17 protein-coding genes and 1 tRNA gene are annotated in these 20,165 nt (G+C 40.3%); 16 read left to right on the forward strand and 2 right to left on the reverse strand.

Annotated features, from left to right (window positions below):
* The 12 genes from BLP54_RS01190 to BLP54_RS01240 all read left to right on the forward strand — a co-directional run bounded on the left by BLP54_RS01190 (position 1) and on the right by BLP54_RS01240 (position 13,758).
* Entirely contained in the window at positions 1-840 is an 840-nt protein-coding gene (locus BLP54_RS01190) for a DNA-3-methyladenine glycosylase 2 (protein WP_090165965.1), read from the forward strand.
* Positions 841-861: 21 nt separating this feature from the next.
* Positions 862-1,785, forward strand: coding sequence for a cobalamin biosynthesis protein (locus BLP54_RS01195; RefSeq protein ID WP_090165967.1), 924 nt, complete (start codon positions 862-864; stop codon positions 1,783-1,785).
* A 98-nt stretch (positions 1,786-1,883) separates the two neighbouring features.
* Complete coding sequence (locus BLP54_RS16200; protein ID WP_255405294.1) at positions 1,884-2,018, forward strand: hypothetical protein; 135 nt, start codon at positions 1,884-1,886, stop codon at positions 2,016-2,018.
* A 43-nt stretch (positions 2,019-2,061) separates the two neighbouring features.
* Complete coding sequence (gene alaS / locus BLP54_RS01200; RefSeq protein ID WP_090165969.1) at positions 2,062-4,716, forward strand: alanine--tRNA ligase; 2,655 nt, start codon at positions 2,062-2,064, stop codon at positions 4,714-4,716.
* Between the two features lie 207 nt (positions 4,717-4,923).
* A complete protein-coding gene (rpsU, locus tag BLP54_RS01205; protein ID WP_015549455.1) occupies positions 4,924-5,097 on the forward strand; it encodes a 30S ribosomal protein S21 in 174 nt (57 codons plus the stop codon).
* An 85-nt stretch (positions 5,098-5,182) separates the two neighbouring features.
* Entirely contained in the window at positions 5,183-6,772 is a 1,590-nt protein-coding gene (locus BLP54_RS01210; protein WP_090162758.1) for a peptide chain release factor 3, read from the forward strand.
* Positions 6,773-6,961: 189 nt separating this feature from the next.
* Positions 6,962-8,017, forward strand: a complete 1,056-nt coding sequence (gene recA, locus BLP54_RS01215; protein WP_090165971.1) for a recombinase RecA — start codon at positions 6,962-6,964, stop codon at positions 8,015-8,017.
* 2 nt (positions 8,018-8,019) lie between these two features.
* Positions 8,020-8,613 (forward strand): regulatory protein RecX, encoded by a 594-nt coding sequence (locus BLP54_RS01220; protein ID WP_090165973.1) that lies wholly within the window; start codon positions 8,020-8,022, stop codon positions 8,611-8,613.
* Positions 8,614-8,808: 195 nt separating this feature from the next.
* Positions 8,809-10,359, forward strand: coding sequence for a ribonuclease Y (rny, locus tag BLP54_RS01225; RefSeq protein WP_330386107.1), 1,551 nt, complete (start codon positions 8,809-8,811; stop codon positions 10,357-10,359).
* Positions 10,360-10,412: 53 nt separating this feature from the next.
* Complete coding sequence (locus BLP54_RS01230) at positions 10,413-10,955, forward strand: NUDIX hydrolase (RefSeq protein ID WP_090165975.1); 543 nt, start codon at positions 10,413-10,415, stop codon at positions 10,953-10,955.
* A gap of 288 nt (positions 10,956-11,243) precedes the next feature.
* Complete coding sequence (locus BLP54_RS01235) at positions 11,244-13,265, forward strand: methyl-accepting chemotaxis protein (protein WP_090165977.1); 2,022 nt, start codon at positions 11,244-11,246, stop codon at positions 13,263-13,265.
* A gap of 40 nt (positions 13,266-13,305) precedes the next feature.
* The gene (locus tag BLP54_RS01240) at positions 13,306-13,758 is read left to right on the forward strand and encodes a chemotaxis protein CheW (protein WP_090165980.1); all 453 of its coding nucleotides are present in this window, start codon (positions 13,306-13,308) and stop codon (positions 13,756-13,758) included.
* A 107-nt stretch (positions 13,759-13,865) separates the two neighbouring features.
* Here BLP54_RS01240 and BLP54_RS01245 read toward each other — a convergent pair whose 3' ends face one another.
* Both BLP54_RS01245 and BLP54_RS01250 read right to left on the reverse strand, forming a co-directional pair.
* A complete protein-coding gene (locus BLP54_RS01245; protein WP_090165982.1) occupies positions 13,866-14,897 on the reverse strand; it encodes a 3-deoxy-7-phosphoheptulonate synthase in 1,032 nt (343 codons plus the stop codon).
* 2 nt (positions 14,898-14,899) lie between these two features.
* Positions 14,900-15,760, reverse strand: a complete 861-nt coding sequence (locus BLP54_RS01250; protein ID WP_090165984.1) for a shikimate dehydrogenase — start codon at positions 15,758-15,760, stop codon at positions 14,900-14,902.
* A 140-nt stretch (positions 15,761-15,900) separates the two neighbouring features.
* Here BLP54_RS01250 and BLP54_RS01255 point away from each other — a divergent pair.
* From BLP54_RS01255 to ligA, 4 genes are all read left to right on the forward strand, one after another.
* Positions 15,901-15,974: transfer RNA gene (locus tag BLP54_RS01255), tRNA-Arg, on the forward strand.
* A 33-nt stretch (positions 15,975-16,007) separates the two neighbouring features.
* Complete coding sequence (locus tag BLP54_RS01260; RefSeq protein ID WP_090165986.1) at positions 16,008-17,285, forward strand: SH3 domain-containing protein; 1,278 nt, start codon at positions 16,008-16,010, stop codon at positions 17,283-17,285.
* A gap of 65 nt (positions 17,286-17,350) precedes the next feature.
* A complete protein-coding gene (locus BLP54_RS01265; protein WP_090165988.1) occupies positions 17,351-18,085 on the forward strand; it encodes a pseudouridine synthase in 735 nt (244 codons plus the stop codon).
* Positions 18,085-20,088 carry an NAD-dependent DNA ligase LigA gene (gene ligA, locus BLP54_RS01270; protein WP_090165990.1) on the forward strand — a complete coding sequence of 668 codons (2,004 nt, stop codon included), beginning with the start codon at positions 18,085-18,087 and terminating at the stop codon, positions 20,086-20,088. Before BLP54_RS01265 ends, ligA begins: the two co-directional genes overlap by 1 nt.
* Positions 20,089-20,165 lie beyond the last annotated feature (77 nt).

Below are 20,165 nucleotides of genomic sequence, written 5' to 3' on the forward strand. Positions count from 1 at the left end.
ATGATTTTTAGCAAGAAATTAACTCCCGAAGAGTTTGATCCAGAGGTCATCATGAACTCTGGTCAAGTTTTCAGAATGAAGCGGGAAACAAAGGGTGCAGATGGTATGCCAGATACCTACAGCGCCTGTTCAGGAGATAATGATATATATTTTTATTTAAACAAAGATAAAGATACCTGGGACTTTGCCTGTGAGGAAAGTCAGTGGGATTTCTGGCAGAGATATTTTGATTTTGACACAGATTACATTGCCTACAATGATAAAATTCGCAGTAGCAATGATAAATTTTTGAAGGATTCCTTAAAGGATTCTTTTGGGATGAGGATTCTCAGACAGGATTTATGGGAGGTATTTATCTCTTATGTTATTTCTCAAAATAACAACATTCCTAAGATAAAAAAATCTATTCAGATTCTGTGTGATAGATATTCTGATGGTATTCATTTTCCAAAGGCAGACACACTGGCTTATATTCCAGAGTCGGAGCTGATGGATGGAACAGCTCTTGGATATAGAGCAGATTATATAATTGGCATTTCGAAAAAGGTGGTAGCTGGAGAGCTTGATATAGAAAAGATTAGCAAACTTCCTATTGATGAAGCCTATAACAAGCTTCTTGAAATAAAAGGAATCGGACCAAAAGTTGCCAACTGCATTATGCTTTACGGCTTCCATTTCATGGAAAGTTATCCAATTGATACCTGGATGAAAAAGATAATTACTGAGGATTACAAAGACTATTCCAAGAAGGATTATCTTGATTATATTAATGGCTCCTATGGCGGATTTCAGGGGTACGTTCAACAGTTACAGTTCTATCATAAACGTAAGACAAAATAATTATATACAAGGGATAGAGTAATGTTTAAACTACACATTCTAGCGTTATTATTAGGGACAATTTTAGAGTTTGTTTTCGGGAGAATTTATAGCCTGTGGAATCCTATGGATACCATCAAAAGACTGGTAGAATTCCTGGACAGGGCTTTACTGGGGGATGAGATTATCCTTCTTGAGCCTTCAAAACAAAGAAGCTTTGGAAGATGGCTTATAGTTATTGTCGTAGCGCCAGTATTTTTAATCATCCTGTTTTTTAACATATTGTGCTACGAAATTGCACCTTCCTTTGGTGTACTTTTTGAGGCTGTGGCTACCTATTTCTGCTTGGATTATCATCGCTTGTACTATGGCGGTCTTGGAGTGACTGATGATTTTTATGGTGATGGTATTGATGCTATGAAGCATCCAGCAGGTATTCTTATGAATCAAGAGGAGAATGCCGATACAGAGCCAAACGTTACAAAAAACGTAATTACGTATATTGCTAAAGAGACTGATCGTAGTGTGCTGTCATCCTTGTTGGTTATGTTTTTATTTGGACCAGTTGGAGGCTTCCTTTATAGGTCTTTGATGCTGATTCAGGATAGAATAGGTGATAGTGTAGCCCAAAATCGTAGATACGAATTTTTTGGTCAGCCTATTGTGAGTGTTAATAAGGTGGTGGATTGGCTTCCATCAAGAGTTAGCAGTGCAATCGTGGTATTTGCCGCTCGTCATACCTTTGGTGGTTTTAATGGCAAAAACGCCAGATACATTCACCTGAGAGATGGGCAGGGAAGTGTATCAGCTTTTGCGGGAGCTCTTGATATTGCCTTAGAAAATGGGCTGATAGGAGATGATGATAAGGTGGCAGATGCCAAGGATATTAGAAAGGCTGTAGGTCTACTTAGAAATAGTTATTTATTATGCCAGGTTATTTTAGTGATTTTATTGTTATTTTTCTGAAATACAGTGGAATTTAAAAATACTTTGGATTATAATTTGAGTAAGTATGTAATACAGGTTTAATTAGTATTATAAATTGTGATTTAGGAGGAATTGCCATGTCTGCATTTTTATCTACTTTTGCAAGTTATCTGATTAAAATGATCATACTGGTTGCGCTAGGCATCTGCGGAGGCTTCATTGGAGTTAAGCTTCGCAAGTCAAAAAATAGGAAAGAAGGTATTGAGGAGTAATTCTTCGTCTTCTTCCAAGTAATATATTTTGGAGGACTTTGTTTTGAATAACGGTGTTAATGATTTACGACGCGCCTACTTGGAGTTCTTTGAGAGCAAGGATCATCTTTGCCTCAATAGCTTTTCTCTTGTACCACAGAATGACAACTCTTTGTTGCTCATCAACGCTGGTATGGCACCACTCAAGCCATACTTTACAGGTCAGGAGATTCCACCAAGAAAGCGCGTTACTACTTGTCAAAAATGTGTTAGAACAGGTGATATTGATAATGTAGGTAAGACGGCTCGCCATCTTACTTTTTTTGAGATGCTTGGTAACTTCTCATTCGGAGATTACTTCAAGCATGAGGCAATCGCATGGTCTTGGGAATTTCTTACAGAGGTTCTTAAGCTTGATGCAGATCGCCTTTACCCATCTATCTACGGAGAGGATGAGGAAGCTTTCGAAATCTGGACAAAGGAAGTTGGTGTAGCTCCAGAGCGCATCACACGTTTCTATCGTGATCCAGAGACAGGCGAATGTGACAACTTCTGGGAGCACGGCGCTGGTCCATGTGGTCCTTGCTCAGAGATTTACTACGACCGTGGAGAGAAATACGGATGTGGAAAGCCAGATTGTAAGGTTGGTTGCGATTGCGACCGCTTCATGGAGGTTTGGAACAACGTATTCACACAGTTCAATGGTGATGGCCACGGCGGTTATGAGGAGCTTTCTCAGAAGAACATCGATACAGGTATGGGTCTTGAGCGTCTCGCAGTTGTTATGCAGGATGTAGATTCAGTATTCGATATCGATACAATGAAGGCTATTCGTGATAAGATTTGCGAGATGTCTGGAAAGAAGTATCAGGTAGATGCTCTTGATGATGTTTCTATCCGTCTTATCACTGATCATATTCGTTCATCAACATTCCTTATTTCTGATGGTGTTACACCTTCAAATGAGGGTAGAGGATACGTACTTCGTCGTCTTATTCGTCGTGCTGCAAAGCATGGTCGTGCACTTGGTATCAAGGGTACTTTTATGGCTAAGCTTTCAGAGACAGTTATCAACGAATGTAAGGACGGTTATCCAGAGCTTTGGGAGAAGAGAGAGTTCATCTTCAAGACTCTCACAGCTGAGGAAGAGCAGTTCAATAAGACTATCGACAAGGGTCTTGAGATTCTTGCTGGTATGGAAGAGAAGCTTGTTGCAGCTGGTTCTAAGGAGCTTTCAGGCGAGGATACATTCAAGCTTTACGATACTTACGGATTCCCTGTAGATCTTACTGCAGAAATCCTTGAGGAGAAGGGCTTCACATACGATGCTGCAGGCTTCGAGGCTTGCATGGAGAAGCAGCGTCAGACAGCTCGTGCTGCTCGTAAAGAGACAAACTACATGGGTGCAGATGCATCTGTTTACGATGATATCGATCTTTCTGTTACATCTGAGTTTGTAGGCTACGACAAGACTACATCAGAGTCTACAGTTACAGTACTTACAACAGAGACAGAGATTGTTGATACACTTGCTGAGGGAATGATTGGTACAATCATCGTTCCTGAGACACCATTCTACGCTACAATGGGTGGTCAGATTGGTGATACAGGTGTTATCTCTACAGCTAATGGACAGTTCACTGTTAAGGATACAATCAAGCTTAAGGGTGGAAAGATTGGTCACGTTGGTGAGATGACTACTGGTATGATTAAGGTAGGCGAGAAGGTTACACTTACTGTTGATGCTGAGCGTCGTGCTCGCATCTGCAAGAACCACTCAGCTACTCACCTTATGCAGAAGGCACTTCGTGAGGTACTTGGTACACACGTAGAGCAGAAGGGTTCTTACCAGGATGCTGACAGAACTCGTTTTGATTTCTCTCACTTCGAGGCAATGACTTCTGAGGAAATTGCTAAGGTAGAGAAGATGGTTAACGAGAAGATCGCTGAAGGCCTTGCTGTTGAGACAGCTATTATGTCTATCGACGAGGCAAAGAAGAGCGGTGCTATGGCTCTCTTCGGTGAGAAGTATGGCGATACAGTTCGCGTAGTTAAGATGGGTGATTTCTCTGTAGAGCTTTGTGGTGGTACACACGTTGCAAACACATCAGAGATTTCAGCATTTAAGATTCTTTCTGAGTCTGGTGTAGCTGCTGGTACACGTCGTATCGAGGCTATCACTGGTACTGCAGTATTCGAATATTATGCAGACCTTGAGGCAAAGCTTAACGCTGCAGCTGCAGCACTTAAGTGTAAGCCAGCAGAGGTTGAAGAGAAGATTGCGCACCTTCAGAAGCAGCTTAAGGAGACAAACTCAGAGCTTGATTCTCTTAAGGCTAAGGCTGCACAGGCAGCTGTTGGTGATGTTATGGATTCAGTTGTCGAGGTTAAGGGTGTTAAGCTTCTTGCTACATCAGTTTCAGGTGTAGATATGAACGGCCTTCGTGATCTTGGCGACGATCTCAAGACAAAGCTCGGCGAGGGTGTAGTTGTTCTTGCATCTGATTGCGACGGCAAGGTAAATCTTGTAGTTATGGCTACAGATGATGCTCAGGCTAAGGGCGCACATGCAGGAAATCTTGTTAAGGCTATCGCACCAAAGGTTGGCGGTGGCGGCGGCGGTCGTCCAAACATGGCACAGGCCGGAGGCAAGAACCCAGCAGGTATCGCTGATGCCTTAGCAGAAGCAAAAACTGCATTAGAGGGCATGCTAAACTAAGAAGATTAAGCAAGTAGGTATCAAGCTCTTAATGTTGCTGAAGGAAACATTTTAGTTGACGAAAGCAATATTAAGGCTTGAGACCGTAACTTGCGTAGTTATATTAAAAATTGGGTTGACAAAACTTGATTTTGTGTTAAAATGCTTGTTAGTGCTTTTAGATTAATGAGTACAAGTCCCCAAATGGAGGGAGGTTAGGATTAGACTATGTCATATGTTACAGTTAAAGAAAACGAGTCATTAGACAGCGCTCTTCGTAGATTTAAGAGAAACTGTGCTAAGGCTGGTATCCAGCAGGAGATTCGTAAGCGTGAGCACTATGAGAAGCCTTCAGTAAAGCGTAAGAAGAAGTCTGAGGCTGCTAGAAAGCGTAAATACTAATTTACAGCTTACAATTTTGAATTTATGGCCTATATCGTTACGGCGGTATAGGCTATTTTTCGGTTTAGATACATGGAGGTTTTAAATGGCTTTTACAGTTGAAGAAGAAATTAAGAGACGTCGTACATTTGCGATTATTTCCCATCCCGATGCTGGTAAGACCACTCTTACAGAGAAATTCCTTCTTTATGGAGGACAGATTAACCTTGCAGGTTCTGTAAAGGGTAAGGCTACAGCTCGTCACGCAGTATCCGACTGGATGGAAATCGAGAAGGAGAGAGGTATTTCGGTTACATCTTCTGTTCTTCAGTTCGAGTACGACGGTTATTGCATAAATATCCTTGATACACCTGGACATCAGGACTTCTCAGAGGATACATATCGTACACTTATGGCAGCAGATTCAGCTGTAATGGTTATCGATGCATCAAAGGGTGTTGAGGCACAGACACGTAAGCTTTTCAAGGTCTGCGTTATGAGACACATTCCTATTTTTACATTCATCAATAAGATGGATAGAGATGCAAATGATACATTTGAGCTTCTTGATGATATTGAAAACGAGCTTGGTATCGCTACAGTTCCTGTAAACTGGCCAATCGGTTCAGGTAAGGAATTCAAGGGTGTTTACGATAGAAATACACGCTGTGTCCGCATGTTCTCTGATACACAGAAGGGTACAAAGCAGGGCGAGGAGCGTATCTTATCTATCGACGATCCAGCTTTAAAGGATGAAATCGGTCAGGATAAGTACGATCAGCTTATGGAGGAGCTTGAGCTTCTTGATGGTGCTGGTGCTGAATTTGATCAGGAATTAGTTACAGCCGGAGAGCTTTCACCAGTATTCTTTGGTTCAGCTCTTACAAACTTCGGTGTTGAGACATTCCTTGAGCATTTCCTTCAGATGACTTACAGCCCACTTCCTCGTAAGAGTGACGCTGGCGAGATTAGTCCTTTCTCTGAGGATTTCTCAGCTTTCGTATTTAAGATTCAGGCAAACATGAACAAGGCTCACCGAGACAGAGTAGCTTTCCTTCGTATTTGTTCTGGTACTTTCGATGCCTCAAAGGATTATTTACATGTTCAGGGGGGGCGTAAGGCTAAGCTTTCTGCTCCACAGCAGATGATGGCTGATGAGCGTAAGATAGTAGACAAGGCATACGCCGGAGATATCATTGGTGTATTCGATCCAGGTCTTTACAGCATTGGTGATACATTCACTTCTGCTAAGAAGCCATTTAAGTTCGAGGGCATTCCTACCTTCGCACCAGAGCATTTCGCACGTGTTCGTCAGATTGATACAATGAAGCGTAAGCAGTTCATGAAGGGAATCACACAGATTGCACAGGAAGGTGCCATCCAGATTTTCCAGGAGTACAACACAGGTATGGAAGAAATCATCGTAGGTGTTGTAGGTGTTCTTCAGTTTGACGTTTTAAAATATCGTTTGAACAACGAATATAATGTAGAAATCGGTCTTGAGAACCTTCCATATGAGCACATCAGATGGATTGAAGGAGATTACGACATTAATAAGATTTCTGGTACTTCTGATATGAAGAAGATCAAAGACCTTAAGGACAGACCACTTCTTTTATTTGTAAATTCATGGTCTGTAGGTATGGTTCTTGATAGAAACGAGGGTCTCGTTCTTTCTGAGTTCGGTACAAACTAAGCATAAATAAAAAGTCCTTGACTTACCAAAGTCGGGCATGTATATTAATGGGCAGTGGCGTTCGCCACTGTCTTTTTTGTTTTTGTTTTTTTCGATTTTTTATCCCATTTTATTGTTGACATTTAATACCCATTTCACTATTATTATATTAAAAGAACGAACAGTTGTTCCGAACGGAGGTTTTATAAAATGGCAAATGAAGATAAGCTTAAAGCATTAGATGCGGCTATTTCACAGATCGAGAAGCAGTACGGTAAGGGCTCAGTTATGAAGCTTGGAGAGGGAGCTAATATCCAGGTGGAGACAGTTCCTACAGGTTCTATCAGCCTTGATCTTGCACTTGGTCAGGGTGGTTTCCCTAAGGGCCGTATCATTGAGATATATGGACCAGAATCATCTGGTAAGACTACACTTGCACTTCACGCAGTAGCAGAGGTTCAGAAGGCAGGCGGTATCGCTGGTTTCATCGATGCTGAGCACGCTCTTGATCCTAAGTATGCTAAGGCAATCGGTGTTAACATCGACGATTTATACATTTCTCAGCCTGATAATGGTGAGCAGGCTCTTGAAATCACAGAGACTATGGTACGTTCAGGTGCTATGGACATCATCGTAGTGGATTCAGTTGCAGCCCTCGTACCAAAGGCAGAAATCGACGGAGATATGGGAGACAGCCACGTTGGTCTTCATGCTCGTCTTATGTCACAGGCCATGAGAAAGCTTACAGGTATCGTTGCCAAGACAAACTGCGTAGTTATCTTTATCAACCAGCTTCGTGAGAAGGTTGGCGTTATGTTTGGAAATCCTGAGACTACCACAGGTGGTCGTGCTCTTAAGTTCTATGCATCAGTTCGTATCGATGTACGCCGTATCGAGGCTCTTAAGCAGAACGGTGAGGTAATTGGTAACAGAACACGTGCAAAGATTGTTAAGAATAAGGTAGCACCTCCATTCCGTGAGGCAGAATTCGATATCATGTTTGGTGAGGGTATCTCACGTGAGGGAGACATCCTTGATGTAGCTACAAATCTTGATATCGTTCAGAAGTCTGGTGCATGGTATGCATACCTTGGCGAGAAGATTGGTCAGGGTCGTGAGAATGCTAAGGTTTACCTTAAGCAGAATCCAGAGGTTTGCGAGGAAATCGCAGCTGCTATCCGTGATTACTACAAAGAGACTGACGAGAACGAAGTTGGCCTTATCGGTGGCGAAAAAGAAGATATACCTACAGAGGTTATTGATTAATTATGGAAATTACATCTCTTGTTAAATTATCCAAGGGAAGAGCAAAAATCTGTCTCGACAACGGGGCAGATTTTGTTCTATATAAAAAAGAATATGAGAGCTATGGTATAGAAGAGGGAGCAGAGCTTAGCGAGGCTTCTTATGAGGAGATATGCAGGGAGATTCTCATCCCTCGCTGTAAGAAGCGTGCCCTTCACCTACTTGAAAAGCAGGATCGTTCTGAAAAGAATCTTAGGGATAAGCTGAAAGAAGGCGGATACCCATCAGACATCGTCGATATAGCCATAGATTATATTAATGACTATGGCTATTTGGATGATGCCCGCATGGCTGCCAGTCATGTTCGTTTTTATCAGGATTCCCGCAGTCGCAACAGGCTCCGTCAGGACCTTATAGAAAAGGGTATTTCATCTGATGTTATTGAGCGAGTTTTAGAGGAAGAATACACAGTAGATGAGCAAGAATTGATAAATCGCCTTCTTGAAAAGAAGGGTTATGACAAGGAAAATGCCACCTATGAAGACAGAGGAAAGATGTATCGATTTTTGGCAGGAAGAGGATTTTCCTCTGAGTCAATCAGTAAATCCTTAAGTTAAGGTTTAATTAAGTTTAATTTTATTTAATAGAATTGAAGGTGACTTAATTCATGCCCAGACTACTATATATAGTATACATTTTCTTGACATGAGCCCATTATAAAGTTAAACTAATTGTGTTGAAGTTTATAAATGAGAGCAGTATAGCTTTTATTTTATATTCAAAATTTAGAAATTTAATAAGGAGGTGCTCCTGTGAACGGTGCAACGATTATTGTTTCAATTATCGTTGCTCTTGTAGCAGTTGTTGTGACACTATTTGCAGCAAATAAGCATCATGAGACTCAGGGCAAGAATAAAGTAGATTCTGCCGAGGCTAAGGCTCGTGAGATTATTGATGAGGCTGTAAAGAGTGCGGAGGCCAAGAAGAGAGAGGCAATGCTCGAGGCAAAGGAAGATGCCATGAGACAGAAGAACGATCTCGACAAGGAAATCCGTGAGCGCCGAGCAGAGATTCAGCGTAGCGAGCATAGAATTTCTCAGAAGGAAGATAACCTTGAGAAAAAGCTTGAAGCGGTAGAGAAGAGAGAAGCTGAATTCGCTCGTCAGGAACAGCAGCTTAACAAGCAGCGAGAAGAGGTTGCAAAGCTTAATCAACAGCGTGTGCAGGAACTAGAGAGAATCTCAGGACTTACCTCCGAACAAGCAAAAGAACAACTTTTAAAATCTGTAGAAGAAGACGTCAAACTAGACGCAGCAAAGCTTATTAAGGAAAGTCTTACTCAGGCTAAGGACGAAGCTGAGAAGAAGGCACGTGAAATCGTTGTTAGTGCTATCCAGAAGTGCTCAGCAGATCACGTAGCAGAGACTACTATTTCTGTAGTTCAGCTTCCAAACGATGAGATGAAGGGCCGTATCATTGGTCGTGAGGGTAGAAATATCCGCACACTTGAGACTATGACAGGCGTTGAGCTTATCATTGATGATACTCCAGAGGCAGTTATTTTATCTGCTTTTGATCCAGTTAGACGTGAAATTGCACGTATTGCATTGGAGAAGCTCATTGTTGATGGTCGTATCCATCCAGCAAGAATTGAGGAGACTGTTGAGAAGGCTAAAAAGGAAGTAGAACAGCAGATTCGTGAGGAAGGCGATGCAGCCGCTCTCGAGGTTGGTGTTCAGGGTATTCACCCAGAGCTTCTTAGATTACTTGGAAAGATGAAATTTAGAACTAGCTACGGTCAGAATGTACTTAAGCATTCTATCGAGGTTGCTCAGTTATCAGGACTCCTTGCTGCAGAGCTTGGACTTGATGTTAGAGTGGCTAAGCGTGCTGGTTTACTCCATGATATTGGAAAGGCAGTAGATAGAGAGCAGGAGGGTACTCATGTACAGCTCGGCGCAGATCTTTGTCGTAAGTACAAAGAGTCTCAGACAGTAGTAAATGCTGTAGAGGCACATCATGGCGATGTAGAGCCAGAAACACTTATAGCTTGTATTGTACAAGCCGCTGATACTATCAGCGCAGCTCGTCCAGGTGCTCGTAGAGAGGCTATGGAGACATACACAAACAGATTAAAAGAACTTGAAGAAATATCTAACAGTTTTAAGGGTGTTGAAAAATCTTTTGCTATTCAAGCAGGTAGAGAGATTCGAATCATGGTGGTTCCTGAACAGGTTACAGATGCCGATATGGTCATCATGGCGAGGGATATTTCAAAGCAGATTGAGAATCAGCTTGAGTATCCAGGACAGATTAAGGTTAACGTAATTCGTGAATCACGAGTTACAGATTACGCGAAGTAATTACTGGGCGGCTGGTTATCCAGCCGCTTTTTTAATGGAGGCACAAATTAATAATGGAACAGATAAAACGAATAGATAGAAAACTTGTTCATAGTGGTTCAATTCTTGATTTTTACGAAGACACTATGCTTCTTCCAAACGGCAAGACAGAAAAGTGGGACTTTATAAGTCATAGAATGGGAGCTGCATGTGTACTTGCTGTAAAGCCAGATGGAAAGATATTAATGGTAAGACAATATAGAAATGCCCTGAATCGAGAGACACTGGAGATTCCCGCGGGCAAAAGAGATTCTGCAAATGAAGATACAGCTGTATGTGCTGCAAGAGAGCTTGAAGAGGAGACAGGATATAGAGCTGGAAAAATAGAAAAGCTTCTTTCTCTTAAATCAACTGTAGCCTTTTGCGATGAATTAATCGATGTTTATCTTGCTACTGAGCTTGAAAAAGTAGGAGAGCAGAAACTCGATGAATCTGAGGAAATTGATATTGAAGAATGGGATTTAAAAGATTTGTTGGATATGTGTTTTTCTGGAAAAATGCAGGATGCAAAGACAGTGGCCGCAATTATGGCTTATGCAGTTAAATGTAGAAACTAGTGATTGATACTGTATCAAGTATCAGTTTGTAGAGATTAGAGACATTGTTCTTTAATCTCTATTTTTTTGCCTTGAATTCTCGGCGTTTTTTTAAAAATGACAATTTTTTGTGCATTATCACAATATAAAACCTATAAGATTTTGTGACATATTACTATATTGTACTTAAATAAATACAACATGGCGTTATAAAACCTGTTATAATCTCATTCTGTGTTCACAAATATAACACAAATGCATTTTTGTTTTTGGTTCATGGTTTTTGGTTTATTTTTTATGGAGGTTTATATGAAAAAGACTAAGAAAACTGACAAAATTAATACAGCTAAGATTTCGTTTTTTTCAAGTGTAAAGACAAAGCTTATTGTTGCAATGGTTGCTTTAGCAGGTATACCACTTTTGGTATCAACTTCTGTTAATTATTTTGCAGCTACAAAGCAATCAACTTTTGCAGCTAAGGAGCAGAATGAATGGTCTGCTTGGTACTTACAGGCAGTATTAAATACTATTTTTGCTGAAGGTGAAGCTGCATTAAATACTATTGCTGCTTCTCAGGATACAGTAGATTATCTTGTTAATCAAGAAAATGCAGACGCTGTTAAGTATCAGATGCAGTACATTAATTCTAAGATTAATGATGGAAATGAAATTACCCTTGTAAATACTCAGGGACAGATGGTTCTTAGAAGTGATAATAAGGATCTTACTGATGTGTCATCTAGAGATTATTTCCAGGGTGCCATGAAGGGCTCAACAACTGCTTCTTCGGTAATGGTTAGTACTTCAACAGGCGTAAGAAGTATTTGTCTTGCAGTTCCTGTATTCCAGCCAAATACAGAAAATGTTATTGGTGTTTTATATAGAAGTTATGATTTAGCACAGCTTCATGATGTTTTAGTAGATGCAGGTGGTTCATGCTTTATTGTTGATAAGAACGGAACTATTGCCGCTGCTTCTTATATGGAAATATCAGCTGATGATGAACCAATCGTTATTGCGGATGCGCCTTTCGTAGGCTCTGATGAAGAGTCTGGTACTTTTGAAAATAGCGCTATGGGTGAATTAATGTATACATCATACGTTAAAGAGCCTATCACTGGCTATACCGTATGTATGAATGTTCCAGTTAATGAGGTGCTTTACTCAGCTCGTATGAGTGCCATTACATCTAATATATTAGGTTTAATTCTTATTTTAGTTGGTGGATTTGTTGCTTTCTTTATTGCTGTTAGCTTTACAAAGCCTATCCTTGCAGTTAATGATTCACTTTCAGCTCTTGCAGAGGGTAGATTTAAGAATATTGATAAGTTTACAAATCGTAAAGACGAGTTTGGTCACATTGTAAATTATACAAATACAGTAATTGAGAAGCTTTCACGTATTGTTGCTAGCATTATGGATTCTTCAAGCAATGTTGGCGAGTCATCAGAAGAGTTATCAATGATGGCAGATCAGATTAATGCTACAGCAGAAAGCGTTGCAGTTGCAGTTCAGCAGATTGCAAGTGGTGCAGTACAGCAGGCAGAAGAAGTACAGTCTGCAGCACAGAGCACAAATCAGATTACAGACGCTGTTGAAAGTGTTCAGGATTCAACTGTTGAAATGTCATCACTTGCAGATAGAATGAAGAATGCATCAGAGGCATCTAGCTCATCACTTGCAGTTCTTCAGAATACAAGCAGTGATATGACTCTTAAGATTGAAGAAATTGCTCAAAAGATTTCTTCAACACAGAATGCAGTTTCAAATATTAATGAAAGAGTTGAGGGTATTTCTGGTATCGCAGCTCAGACAAACCTTCTTTCTCTTAATGCTTCAATTGAGGCAGCACGTGCTGGTGAGGCTGGTAAGGGCTTCGCAGTTGTTGCTGAAGAGATTAGAAAGCTTGCTGATGATTCAGAGAACCTTGCTCAGGAAATCAGAGTATTAATGGATGAGCTTTTAGCTGAGGCAGAGCAGGCAGTTAAGGCAGCTGGCCATGTTATGAACGGAAATATGGAACAGCAGAAGGCTCTTGGTGAGGCCCTTGATACAGTTCAGGGAATGCTTCAGGATATTGATGAGACAGTTCACAGTGTTACTAAGATTTCTGGTGAGGCGGATATTTGTGTATCTTCTAACACAGTTGTAGCTAATGCAATGTCATCTCTTTCTGCTATTTCAGAAGAGAATGCAGCTTCTTCAGAGACAACAGGTGCATCAGTAGAGGAACTTTCAGCTACAGTATCGACACTTGCAGAATCAGCATCACACCTTAAGGGCATTGCTGATCAGTTAAATGAAGAAATGAAGTTCTTTAAAATAGCTTAATTATTAACAGGTTTTATAAAGAATAAAGGAGGATTCAATAATGAACGATTTAGTGGTTATGAAGAATGTGGAAAATGAGGATAAGCAGTATATTGTTTTCCATATTGATAAGGAATCATTTGGTATTGATATTTCTGTAATCAATTCTATTATTATGGTTCCAGATATCACAAGTATCCCAAAGGCTCCAGAGTATATGAAGGGTGTAATCAATTTACGTGGACATGTTGTTCCTGTAATGAGCCTTCGTAAGAGAATGAATTATGTTGAGGAGAATATTAATAAGGATTCTCGCATTATTGTTCTTAACCTCGAGAATGACGAGATGATGGGAATTATCGTTGATGATGTAAAGGCTGTAATGAATATAGCTAATGATGAGATTAACGAGCCTTCACCATTTCTCAAGAAAGAGGATAGCTTCATTAGTGGAGTAGGAAAAAAGGATGATGAGCTTATTTCAATTTTTGAAGTAGGTAGACTTACAGCATAAAGGAAAACCTCTAGTTATACTCTCAAGCCTTAGTATTGCACTGTTCAACTAACATGTTTCACTGCGCAAAACTAAGAGCTTGATAGCTACTAGAGGTTTTTTATGCTTTAATTTCTCTCTGCTATCGTATACAAGAGATGACGGGTATCTTCCCAACCAAGGCATGGATCAGTGATAGACTGTCCATAGGTCTGGTTTTCAGAAATAGGCTGACATCCTTCAACTAAATAAGATTCAATCATTACACCCTTTACTAACTTCTTAATATCATCTGAGTGATTGCGGTTGTGCATCACTTCTTTTACGATACGAATCTGTTCCTTGAACTGTTTGTTTGAGTTAGAGTGATTTGCATCGATAATACATGCAGGATTTACTAAATCCATTTCCTCATACATGTTGTGAAGACGAATAAGATCTTCGTAGTGGTAGTTCTGAGTGCTGTTGCCGTGCTTTGAAACAGCACCACGTAAAATTGTGTGTGCAAGAGGATTACCAGTAGTGGTTACCTCGTAGCCTGAGAAGGTAAAATGATGTGGATGCTGTGCGGCATACACTGAATTAAGCATTACTGAGAAATCACCTGAGGTTGGGTTCTTCATTCCTGATGCAACGTCAAAGCCTGATACGGTGAGGCGGTGGTGCTGATCCTCAACAGAGCGGGCACCGATTGCTACATAAGAAAGAAGATCATCTACATAGCCCCAGTTTTCAGGATAGAGCATTTCGTCAGCAGCTGTAAGCTCTGATTCTGTCATTGCTCGTATATGCATTTTTCTCATGGCGATGAGTCCAGCGAGCATATCAGGAGCTTCATTTGGATCAGGCTGAGAGGCAATTCCCTTATAGCCGCTACCTGTTGTACGAGGTTTGTTTGTATAAATACGAGGAACAACTAATACTTTGTCTTTTATATCTTCAGCAACTCTTGCAAGTTTACTGATGTACTCACATACAGCGTCTTCATTGTCAGCCGAACAAGGTCCGATGATACATAAGAATCTGTCATCTTTTCCAGTAATAATATCAGCTACTTCCTTGTCACGCTTGAGCTTAAGCTCTTGAACCTTCTCAGGGACGGGAAGCATTTCCTTTATTTCTTCTGGTGAAGGCATTTTTTTAAGATAATTGAAACTCATTTTTATTCCTCTATTCTTTTAATTTTATTTTCTACATCTTTTGGCATTTCCTGACCTGTCCAAAGCTTGAAGGCAGCCGCGCCTTGATATAGCAGCATATATTTTCCATTCATGGTTTTGCATCCCACAGCTGCAGCATCTTTTAATAGTCGGGTCATGTCTGGATGGTAGATTGTGTCACATACGATGAGATTTTTATGAAGGAATTCCTTTGGAACAAGAGAGGTATCATCGTCACCCATTCCTACATTTGTACAATTAATAAGGATATCACTTTCCTGAAGGGAAAATTCTAAAATGTCCTTATCTGCCATGTCATAAACAAAAACATCACATTCCGTTGCCTTTGTAATTTTGTCGGCATACTCTACTGTATCTTTAAAGGTTGAATTTTTACGTTTAAAAATATTTATCTTTGATACACCCTCGGAAGCAGCCTGAGTGATAATAGAAGTGGCAACGCCGCCTGCACCTAGCATAGTTATAGTGGTGCCTTTATACTTTATCCCACACTCAGCCATGGACTGTAAGAATCCGATTCCATCAGTTGTATAGCCGCGAAGTTTACCATCAATGTTAACTACTGTGTTTACGGAATGAGCCAAGGACGCAATCTCGTCGATTTCATCCAAAAGAGGAATGATTGCTGTTTTAAAGGGCATAGTGCAATTAAAACCGCCGCAGTTTACAGCCTTTAAACCATCAACAACCCTTGGTAAGTCATCAGGCTCGACATTAAAAGCCATATAAGAGTTATCCAGCCCCAGAGTATCAAAAGCCAAATTGTGCATGGCAGGAGAGATACTATGCGAAACAGGATTTCCGAGTAAACAATATAATCTAGTGGAACCAATTGGATTCATACCTGCAAAACCTCCTAAATAAATTATTATGATTTTAGAACACTTTAGCACTTTTATCAACTAAAGTTTTCTCCAAAAATAAGGTTTTCTGATTTGATGTGAGTAGTAAGTTGTGATACAATAAATCGGCAAGTAAATTAGTAGGCGTAGCGTAGCTGGATAACGCATCGGACTCCGACTCCGAAGACCGCCGGTTCGAATCCGGCCGTCTACAGTTAAAAGCCTACAAAAGTCATCGGAGGCATACATGGATTTTCAAAAGTTAAAAGATAAGATTAGATATATAGCAGGAATTTGCGGCGATTTTATCGCTTTACATAAAAGATATTTCTTGGCTGGTTGTATTTTTATATGCATGGCATTTGTACTGTTTATGGGAACAGGAAAGTCGGCAACACAGGATAAATCAGTAGAGGGTGTTTATAAGAATTACAAAGAAAATAAAAATGAAGAGCTTAATAAATTAATTAGTGATTATTACGTAGCTTACGCAGCTGGAGATACTGATTCACTTAAGAAGATAGCCGATCCAGTTTCAGATCAGGAAGTTAGCTACATTCAGTTCTATAGTCAGTACATTGATAGCTTTAATAACATCAAGGTTTTCACAAAAGATGGCCTTGAGAATGGATCTTACCTTTGTTCTGTTAGAGTAGATCTTAAATATAAGGACATTGATACACAGGCTCCTGGTCTTGATTTCTTCTATGTAGAAACAAATGATGACGGTAAGCTTTTCATAAACAATATTTATGGTTCTTTCAATCAGACAAATAATATCTATGAGATGGATACAGAGATTTCTGATTTGATTTCTGTATTTATTCGTCAGCAGGATAAGTTAGATAAAGAAGCTGAGGTTACTGAGGCATACGAGGATGCTATTGATAAAGACGCCAGCCTTGCTACATTTATGTCAGAGACACTTCCAGCTGCAATTGTTCAGTGGAATTCTGATTACCAGGTTCAGGTAGCTGCCGCAGCAGAAGAAGCCGCAAAGGCAGAGGAAGAAGCAAAGGCAAAGGCAGAGGAAGACGCTAAGGCCGCTGAAGAGGCTGCAAAGGCTGCTGAGGAAGAGGCAAACTCATACACAGCAACGACCAGCGCAAAGGCTAATGTACGTGAGCAGGCAGATAAGAACAGTAACAGACTTGGCTCTATCCAGAAGGGGGTTGAAATCACTGTATACGGAGAAGAGGGTGATTTCTACAAGTTTGATTACAACGGAACAAAGGCATATATTACAAAGGATGCAGTAAAGCTTTCTGATGGTAATGATACAGCAGAAGAAACTCAGGAGACTCAGGAAGAGACACCTGCAGCTAAGACCTTAAACAAGGGTGACAAGATTACTATCAAGAGTACAACAAACATCCGCTCAAGCATGGATACATCTTCATCTAAGGTAGCAGTAGCTTACGATGGTGATGAGGTAGAAGTAATCCAGAGCTATGCAGAGGGATGGACAAAGGTTAAGTTTAAGAAAAAGGAAGGCTACATCAGAACAGATCTTTTATCTAAGTAAGTCTTTCTTCTAATAAATAAGAAATTTATGGAGACCATGAACTTGGTCTCCATTCTGATATATAGATGGAGGCTTTAGTGGAAGAATTATACAGATTAAATAAATATTTGTCTGATGCGGGAGTGTGCAGTCGAAGAGCTGCGGATGCTGCCATTGAAGCTGGAGAGGTTATGGTAAATGGGCAACCGGCACAGATGGGCATGAAGGTGTCTTCGTCAGATGTGGTCTTTTTTAAGGGTAAACCAGTATCAAATGTTGGGAAAAAACAGGTGCTGATTGCTTACAATAAGCCAGCAGGGATTGTTTGCACTGCAGAAAAGCGAGAGAAGAATAATATTGTAGACCACCTGAATTATCCTGAGAGAATATATCCAATAGGCCGTCTTGATAAAGACAGTACTGGGTTGCTTTTGCTTACAAATCAGGGGGATTTAGTTAATAAGATAATGAGAGCAGTAAATGCTCATGAAAAAGAATATATTGTCACCACTGACAAGGAAATTACAGCGGATTTCATTAAGCGAATGTCGGCAGGTGTGTACCTTACAGAGTTGGACACCACCACACGCAAGTGTCAGGTGACAAAGCTTGGACCAAATAAGTTTAAAATCATTCTTACTCAGGGACTGAACCGTCAGATTCGCAGAATGTGCCAGGAGCTTGGTTACAGAGTTCGTACTCTTAAGAGAGTAAGAATAATGAATATAGAGCTTGGAGATTTAAAGGAAGATACATACAGAGATGTAACTTCTGATGAGCTTAAAAAGCTAAATAAAATGTTAGAGGGATCAAAGAATTAATGGAACTGAAAGAATATAAAAAGCTGGTAGACCAAATCGACTACCACATGGACCGATATTACAACCAAAACGAGCCAGAAATTTCTGATTTCGAATATGATCAGTTGATGCAGGCATTGAAAGCAGCAGAGGCTGAGCACCCAGAATGGGTCACACCAGATTCACCAACACAGAAGATTGGTGGAGTTGCCATGCGTGAAGCAGGAGTAAAGGTTACTCATGATGTACCTATGCTTTCTATTGAAGATGTTTTCAATAAGGAAGATGTGACAGCATGGGTTGATAAAGTGAAAGCTGTTCATCCTGATGCAAAGTTTTCTGTAGAGGCAAAGATTGACGGTCTTTCTATGACTCTCAGATACGAGAAAGATAGTCAGGGAAAGTTAAAGCTTAAGCTTGCTGAGACAAGAGGAGACGGTCTTGTAGGTGAGGACGTTACAGAAAATGCACTTGTTATTCCAGATGTAAATAAATATCTTGATTTGCCATATGAATCACTTCAGCTTCGAGGTGAAGTATATATGTCTCACGAGGATTTCGACAGATACAACGAAGAGCAGGAAATTGCTGGAGGTAAGCTTGCAGCTAATCCTAGAAACCTTGCTGCTGGAACACTTCGCCAGCTTGATGCAAATATCACTAAAAAGCGTGGTTTGAAGATGTTTGTATTCAATGTTCAGCAGGGTCCGGATGAGCTTACAGAGAGTCATTGTAAGGGACTTGATATTTTGGACGAGCACAATGTGCCAGTTGTTTTCCATCGTATATGCGATAATGCAGAGGATATTTTATCTGTTATCGATGAGATTGGCGAGAAGAGAGAAGAGTTTGAATTTGATATAGATGGTGCGGTAGTTAAGATTGATCAGGTCGCATACAGAGGAGATTTTTCAACCAGTGCTAAGTATACAAGTGGCCATATTGCGTACAAGTATCCACCAGAGGAGAAAGAGACAAAACTTCTTGATGTAGAGCTTTCTGTAGGCCGTACTGGTCGAGTAAATCCTACAGCTATTTTTGAGCCAATTCGTTTATGCGGTACAACAGTTAGCCGTGCAACACTTCACAATCAGGATTTTATTGATGAACTGAACATCGGTATCGGAGATACGATAGTAGTTTATAAATCAGGCGAAATCATTCCTAAGATTAAAGAGGTTAAGCACGATAAACGTCCAGATGGAGTTAAGACATATAAGATTCCAAGTGTTTGCCCAGCCTGTGGCGGCCCTGTATCAAGGGATGCTGATACAGCAGATATGAAGTGCTCTAATCCTAGCTGTCCAGCTCAGTTAGAGCGTCATATTATTAATTTTGTATCAAGAGATGCTATGGATATTAGAGGATTTGGTGAAGTATATATCATCGACCTTGTAAGAAGAGGGTACATTAAGGATATTGCTGATATCTATTCTCTTAAGGATAAGCGAGATGAGCTTATTGAGGAGGGGATTATCGGTAAGGAAAAGAATACTGACAAGCTTCTTGGTGTTATCGAAAGCTCAAAGGAAAATGATGCTGTAAAGCTTTTCACAGGCTTTGGTATTCCTAATGTTGGAAAGGCTGCTGCAAAGGCGTTACTTGGACAGTTCAAGGACATCGAAAAAATCATGGAACTGTCAGAAGAAGAGCTTATGCAGGTTAATGATATTGGAGAAATCAGTGCCAAATCTATTTATGATTATTTGCACGCCCCTGTAAATATTGACATTATAGGCAGATTAAAGGCTGCAGGTGTTAATATGGTAGAGGAAGAAAAAGAAGGCGCTACAGACAAGCTTTCAGGTCTTACTTTCGTAATCACAGGAACACTTCCTACTATGGGTCGAAAAGAAGCTCAGGAGCTTATCGAATTAAATGGCGGAAAGTGCTCTGGTTCAGTTTCAAAGAAGACCAATTATCTTGTTGCAGGTGATGCTGCAGGAAGTAAATTAGATAAGGCAAATGCTTTAGGCGTTACAGTGCTTGATGAAAATGGATTGTTATCCTTGATAAATAGCTAATTTATAACGATTTCTTACAAAAAAAAACACATATATATTTTATAATGTGCACATGATGGAAAGAAGGCGACAAATTT

The sequence above is a fragment of the Pseudobutyrivibrio sp. 49 genome, from assembly GCF_900100545.1.
In the GTDB taxonomy this organism is placed as follows: Bacteria; Bacillota; Clostridia; order Lachnospirales; family Lachnospiraceae; genus Pseudobutyrivibrio.

What these genes read in the sequence shown, in the direction of transcription:
- BLP54_RS01230 (WP_090165975.1), top strand. Translation starts at nt 10,413, where the DNA reads ATGGAACAGATAAAACGAATAGATAGAAAACTTGTTCATAGTGGTTCA.
- recA (WP_090165971.1), top strand. Translation starts at nt 6,962, where the DNA reads ATGGCAAATGAAGATAAGCTTAAAGCATTAGATGCGGCTATTTCACAG.
- rpsU (WP_015549455.1), top strand. Translation starts at nt 4,924, where the DNA reads ATGTCATATGTTACAGTTAAAGAAAACGAGTCATTAGACAGCGCTCTT.
- BLP54_RS01245 (WP_090165982.1), bottom strand. Translation starts at nt 14,897, where the DNA reads ATGAGTTTCAATTATCTTAAAAAAATGCCTTCACCAGAAGAAATAAAG.
- BLP54_RS01260 (WP_090165986.1), top strand. Translation starts at nt 16,008, where the DNA reads ATGGATTTTCAAAAGTTAAAAGATAAGATTAGATATATAGCAGGAATT.
- BLP54_RS01210 (WP_090162758.1), top strand. Translation starts at nt 5,183, where the DNA reads ATGGCTTTTACAGTTGAAGAAGAAATTAAGAGACGTCGTACATTTGCG.
- BLP54_RS01220 (WP_090165973.1), top strand. Translation starts at nt 8,020, where the DNA reads ATGGAAATTACATCTCTTGTTAAATTATCCAAGGGAAGAGCAAAAATC.
- BLP54_RS01250 (WP_090165984.1), bottom strand. Translation starts at nt 15,760, where the DNA reads ATGAATCCAATTGGTTCCACTAGATTATATTGTTTACTCGGAAATCCT.
- BLP54_RS01195 (WP_090165967.1), top strand. Translation starts at nt 862, where the DNA reads ATGTTTAAACTACACATTCTAGCGTTATTATTAGGGACAATTTTAGAG.
- BLP54_RS16200 (WP_255405294.1), top strand. Translation starts at nt 1,884, where the DNA reads ATGTCTGCATTTTTATCTACTTTTGCAAGTTATCTGATTAAAATGATC.
- ligA (WP_090165990.1), top strand. Translation starts at nt 18,085, where the DNA reads ATGGAACTGAAAGAATATAAAAAGCTGGTAGACCAAATCGACTACCAC.
- BLP54_RS01265 (WP_090165988.1), top strand. Translation starts at nt 17,351, where the DNA reads ATGGAGGCTTTAGTGGAAGAATTATACAGATTAAATAAATATTTGTCT.
- BLP54_RS01235 (WP_090165977.1), top strand. Translation starts at nt 11,244, where the DNA reads ATGAAAAAGACTAAGAAAACTGACAAAATTAATACAGCTAAGATTTCG.
- BLP54_RS01190 (WP_090165965.1), top strand. Translation starts at nt 1, where the DNA reads ATGATTTTTAGCAAGAAATTAACTCCCGAAGAGTTTGATCCAGAGGTC.
- BLP54_RS01240 (WP_090165980.1), top strand. Translation starts at nt 13,306, where the DNA reads ATGAACGATTTAGTGGTTATGAAGAATGTGGAAAATGAGGATAAGCAG.